5 protein-coding genes and 2 pseudogenes are annotated in these 4,700 nt (G+C 64.8%); 2 read left to right on the top strand and 5 right to left on the bottom strand.

Annotated features, from left to right (window positions below; genetic code table 11):
• Both ABSG20_RS30235 and ABSG20_RS30230 read left to right on the top strand, forming a co-directional pair.
• Positions 1–279, top strand: a pseudogene (locus ABSG20_RS30235) (translational GTPase TypA); the annotation flags it as partial.
• Between the two features lie 90 nt (positions 280–369).
• Positions 370–1,605 (top strand): flavin monoamine oxidase family protein, encoded by a 1,236-nt coding sequence (locus ABSG20_RS30230; protein WP_423868125.1) that lies wholly within the window; start codon positions 370–372, stop codon positions 1,603–1,605.
• Positions 1,606–1,616: 11 nt separating this feature from the next.
• Here ABSG20_RS30230 and ABSG20_RS30225 read toward each other — a convergent pair whose 3' ends face one another.
• From ABSG20_RS30225 to ABSG20_RS30205, 5 genes and pseudogenes are all read right to left on the bottom strand, one after another.
• Positions 1,617–2,021: a thiol-disulfide oxidoreductase DCC family protein gene (locus tag ABSG20_RS30225; RefSeq protein ID WP_423868124.1), complete on the bottom strand. Its 405-nt coding sequence runs from the start codon at positions 2,019–2,021 to the stop codon at positions 1,617–1,619.
• A gap of 6 nt (positions 2,022–2,027) precedes the next feature.
• On the bottom strand, positions 2,028–3,350 hold the full coding sequence (locus ABSG20_RS30220) for an SDR family oxidoreductase (RefSeq protein ID WP_423868123.1): 1,323 nt from the start codon (positions 3,348–3,350) through the stop codon (positions 2,028–2,030).
• Between the two features lie 7 nt (positions 3,351–3,357).
• Positions 3,358–3,456: pseudogene (locus tag ABSG20_RS30215) on the bottom strand (DUF2269 family protein); the annotation flags it as partial.
• A 7-nt stretch (positions 3,457–3,463) separates the two neighbouring features.
• Positions 3,464–4,330 carry an alpha/beta hydrolase family protein gene (locus ABSG20_RS30210; RefSeq protein WP_423868126.1) on the bottom strand — a complete coding sequence of 289 codons (867 nt, stop codon included), beginning with the start codon at positions 4,328–4,330 and terminating at the stop codon, positions 3,464–3,466.
• Between the two features lie 156 nt (positions 4,331–4,486).
• Positions 4,487–4,700: hypothetical protein (locus ABSG20_RS30205; RefSeq protein ID WP_423868122.1), on the bottom strand; the 214-nt coding region annotated here is incomplete at its 5' end.

Below are 4,700 nucleotides of genomic sequence, written 5' to 3'. Positions count from 1 at the left end.
AAGGTCTACAAGGGCATGATCGTCGGCGAGCACACCCGCGACAACGACCTCGAGATCAACATCCTCAAGGGCAAGCAGCTCACCAACATCCGCACCACCTCGAAGGATGAAGCGGTGCGCCTGACGCCGCCGATCCAGATGACGCTGGAAAAGGCGCTGGCCTATATCGAGGACGACGAACTGGTCGAGGTGACCCCGAAATCGATCCGGCTGCGCAAGAAATTCCTCGATGCCACCGACCGCAAGCGCGCGGAGAAGGCCAAGGAAGCGGTGGCTTAAGAAAGCGGCGAATAGCGAATAGCGAGTAGCGAATAGATGAAGGCGTGTTACCTACTCGCTATTCGCCACTCCCTATTCGCTCGCTGAACCATGTCCCTCCCCTCCGAAGTCGATATCGCCATTATCGGCGCCGGCGCCGCGGGCCTCGGCGCGGCGCGGGCGCTGGAAAACTCCGGCCTCTCGGTGCTGCTGCTGGAAGCGCGCGATCGCCTCGGCGGCCGCGGCCACACCATCATGGCAGCCGCGGACATTCCCTTCGACCTCGGCTGCGGCTGGCTGCATTCGGCGGACAAGAATTCGTTCGTGGCCATCGCCAGAAAGCTCGATTTCGAAATCGACACGACCCGGCCGCCCTGGCGCGAACAGGGGGCCCATATCGGTTTCCAGCCGCAGGAGCGCATCGAATTCATCGCGGCACTCGACGCCTTCTACGACCGCGCCGAACTGGCCGCCGATAGCGGGCCGGACGGCCCCGCCAGCCTCTATCTCGAGCCCGGCAACCGCTGGAACCCGATGATCGATGCGCTTTCGACCTACATCAACGGCTGTGAGCTCGATCGGGTCTCGATCCACGACTCCCGTGCCTATGAAGATACCGAGATCAACTGGCGGGTGCGGCGCGGCTATGGCGCGCTGATCGCAGCCTATGGCGCGCCCTGCCCGGTCGCATTGAACACCCTGGTCACCCTGATCGATCACACCGGCCGGCGGCTGCGGATCGAAACCTCGCAGGGCACGCTCACGGCCGGCAAGGTGATCGTGACGGTGCCGACCAATTTGATCGCCAGCGAAGCGCTGCGGTTTTACCCGGCACTGCCTGCGAAAGTGGGGGCGGCGGGGGGGCTGCCGCTCGGGCTTGCCGACAAGGTGATGCTGGCGCTGGATGAGCCCTTTGGCTTGCCGAAGGACGGCAATCTGCGCGGCGGCACCATGCGCACCGCGATGGGCAGCTATCATCTGCGCCCGTTCGGGCAGCCCTGCATCGAGGGCTTTTTCGGCGGCAGTTTTGCGCAAGATCTGGAAGATGCCGGCGACGGCGCGCTGGCGGCGGAGAGTATAGACGAGATTGTAGCGCTGCTCGGCTCGGATTTTCGCCGCAGATTAAAACCGCTTGCGGAATCGCGCTGGGCCCACGACCCCTATGCGCGCGGCTCTTATTCCCACGCGCTGCCCGGCCAAGCCGGGATGCGCGCGGTGCTCGCCGCGCCGGTCGACGGCAGATTGTTTTTCGCCGGCGAAGCGACCTCGCCGAATTTTTTCTCCACCGCGCACGGGGCAAGGGATTCGGGGGAGCGGGCGGCGGCGGAGGCGGTCGGAAATACCTGACATGGTGAGGCCTACTCCATCACCCTCCCCCTAAACTCCGCATCCGGCACAAAACACGCCTCATACTTGCCGAAAATCCGATAGCGGTTTTGGGCGACGAGATCGTAGACCGCGTCACGCAGCGGTTTTGGCACCCTCCGCAGGGCGCCGGCCCAGCGCCATCCCGGCAAATTCGAAAGCACTGTCAGTGCGCCGTCGGATTTGAAATGCGCGGCGCCGCCATGGATCACGGCATTGGTGTCGGGATCACGGGGGTCGATGCCGAAGGCCTGTGCCAGCCTTGTACCGTAGGGCGACTGGATCGCGGTAAAGCGGAAGCGCCGGGCGGTGTCGCGCACAGCGACGAAGCGGATCCAGCGCGAGCAGAGCACGCAGACCCCGTCATAGAGGATCACGTCATCGTCAGGCCATTGCATCGCAGATCATCTTCCATCCAGCGTCAGCAGGGCGACCAGCATCAGCACGATCGCCGGTGCGGTCTTGACCAGCGCGCCGAGCGGTTCGATCCACAAATCGGGCGTCAAGATGGTGGCTCCCAGCATGTAGCCCAGCGCCGCTGTGATGCCTGCGATCAATCCGCCGGCGCAGGTGCGGCGGCAGGCGATCAGGAGGCCAATTGCCATGTCCATCAGGCTGGTACCGACCGTGATCGGCGCAACCAGCGCCGGCGGGAAGTGGTGCGAAGTCAAGAGTGCGGCCGCGGCGTCATAGGAGATCACCAAGGCAATAAAGCCCGACACGGTCCAGAACAGCACCAGGGACCCGATCACCAGCGCCTTGATCAGATAGAGCCGGGCAAACCACTTGTCCTGGATGCTGGCGGAACGATGCCCAACCGCTTGCGCCAGCGTCTTCGGCACGATGCCGATGGTGGCCATCCACGGCGCGGGATCCCCGGCAACGCCGCGCCGCAATTCGGCCAGCGCCGTCGTTCGTATCGGCGGCAGCCAGCCCAGCCAGCTCGCGAGATCGCCAAATTTGGCGCCGAGATCGAGTAGCGGGGCCGGCAGTTCAACGGGCCGGGACTTGGCGACGCCGAGCGAACGGCGGAATTGTCCGATCACGGCGCCCAGCGTAACCGGCTGCGGCGCCATCAGGTCCCACACTACGGCAGCGGCGGCTTTGTCGCTGATATCGCGGCTGGCAAGCCAGGCGATCGTCGTGACGACGTCTTCGATCGAAACCGTCTGAAACGGCGTCGCGGTTTCGGCCGCGGGAAGTTTGATCGGCAATGCGGCGAGCGCGCGCAGCAGGGCGCCGCCGCCATAGGCCTGCGGGGCAATGACAAAGCCCGGCCGCAGGATCGCATAGGAAGCACCGGACGCTGTGATCAGCCGCTCGGCTTCGCGCTTGGTCCGGCTGAAAGCCGTGCGGTCGTGAACGCCGGCGCCGGGAATCGAGATATGAATGAGACGAACCGCGCGGCGCGAGTCCGAGATCGCCCGCAACAAGCGCGCGACGAAATCGCGGTGCACGGCGCTGACATCGCTGCCGGGGCCGTCCTGCAGCACGCCGATGCAATTGACCACGACGCCGATGTCGTGATCCCTGATCAGCCCCGTCAGCGCGCCACTGCCCATCGATAGCACCGGAATTTCCAGGTCGAACGAGCCCGCCCGCTGCGAAGGCGCGTAGCGCCGCGCTATTCCGGTTACCCGAAAACCCCGTTGACGCAGCTCGTCGGTGACGCAGCGGCCGATCAGGCCGGAGGCACCAAGCACGAGGATGTTGACGGCTTCGCGCATGAATCTCCTAGAATGGCGGCTTGGCGATCATCAGCCAGAGAATGGCCATGACCGAGCCAAAACCGGGAATACCGAACATGCACCAGCGGCGAAACAGCAGGAAATAGAGAGCGTCATCGCGGCTTCGCCACGGTCGAACGCGCCGCTTCCAGCGCCCGATCCAGTGCCGGTGCGGCGATCTGCACCCCGGCTTCACTCTCCGCCAGCCAGTGGCCCTCGCGTCCCGTCGCCGCCAGCACGCGAAAGTCGACGCGGTCGCCACCGCCACGGAAGGCGTCCGCGAGTTGCCGCGACAAATCCGGTGGGAAATAGCTGTCATTGGCCGCCACCAGCCAGGTCACCGGCACTTTTGCGCCTCTGCCGAATTCGGCCGCCGCCGACCTGAGCCGATGCGGCGCGCAGACCTGATCCGGAAGATCGTCGGCGTGGCCGCCACGGCCCGGCGCAAAGGCAACAATCGCGGAAACATCAGGCGGATCGCCGGCGGCCAGCGCCAGCGCGCCCCAACCGCCGGCGGAATGGCCGATCACCACCGTGCCGTCACGCCGGATGAAAGACTGTCGGCGCAGATAGTTCAACGCGACCGCGATCGCGCGAGCGGTGGCGCGGCCGGCGCCGGCATAATCGGCCTGATCGCAGCCGCCCTGGTCTTCGAGATAATTTCCGCCGGTCGCACCATGCCCGGGGCGTTGCGGCACCAGTACGGCGAAGCCGCGGCTGACCAGCCAGGCCGCCAGCGCCCTGTATTGGGGCTGCGGCATTTGGGCGCGTCGCAGGGCGTTTTGGGTCGAGGCGTGCGCGATTACCGCTAGCCGGAACGGTCCAGGTCCTTCGGGACGAAAAAGCACCGCATGCGCCGATCTGTCCGGGGCGGGCGAGGGGACCAGCCATGGCTGAACTCGATAGGGCTGCCCCTCGGCGGCCTGCGCTCCGACGCTCGATTGCGCCATCACGTGCTGCGAACAGGCCGCAAACCACATAATGAGCGCGAAAAGCGCCTTCGACGAATTCATCTGTTGGCCCGGCGCGACGGAGTGAGAATTGGCATCAGTTCGCGGGCAGAATACGCACCGCGAATCAGATCCGGCGCATTTTTCCGTGAACAAGTCTCGCCCCGAACGTGCAATTTTGCTCACTCACGCGCGAAGGCGGCGGAAAAATGCCTTGTTGAGCGTCGCTCTGTCCTCTTTCGGCACAACCCGACGGAAAAACTGATGCAAAAAATCCACAGGTTTACTGATAATTAAGGATAGACCTTGAAGCCGACGCTCTGACTTGCTTTGATTGGGTCCATGAGCACAACCCTGATCGAGGTCCGACCCGCCAAGGCAGCCGACGCTGCCGCTGTGG

Source organism: Bradyrhizobium sp. (assembly GCF_049512235.1).
Lineage (GTDB): Bacteria > Pseudomonadota > Alphaproteobacteria > Rhizobiales > Xanthobacteraceae > Bradyrhizobium.
Note: the sequence above shows the minus strand (reverse complement) of the source record. Positions and strands in the feature narration are given on the sequence as shown.